Raw genomic sequence first — 339 nt, forward strand, 5'->3', positions numbered from 1 at the left:
TGCCCATCAGGTAAGCGCGCAGTATCATGGCTTCTCGCCGAGCCAATTCGGCTTCCGCGTGATCAACCCGCCATTGGTCAAGGTCGAGAACCGTTTCCTGAAAAGCCGCATCGTCTTTGAGCGCACCGACGCCTATCAGGTTACGACGCGCATCCAGAAGGTGCTCAAGGGAAACGGTGTCGTGCTGATGACCAACACCGTCTATGCCGGCTCGGCCTTCGCCGAGGCCGCGATGGGCGAGCGTGGCTGGACACACCTTGCCTCGGCGCCGGCAAACTTCGCCGCGCGTGCCGGCGCGGCGCTGTTTCATATGGCGACGATCGAGACGGTCCCGTTTCG

Annotated in this window: 1 pseudogene; it reads left to right on the forward strand. The window is 62.5% G+C overall.

From position 1 onward, the window contains the following. Positions 1–339, forward strand: a pseudogene (locus tag EN851_RS34795) (hypothetical protein); the annotation flags it as partial.

The organism is Mesorhizobium sp. M8A.F.Ca.ET.208.01.1.1, from assembly GCF_004791315.1.
In the GTDB taxonomy this organism is placed as follows: Bacteria; Pseudomonadota; Alphaproteobacteria; order Rhizobiales; family Rhizobiaceae; genus Mesorhizobium.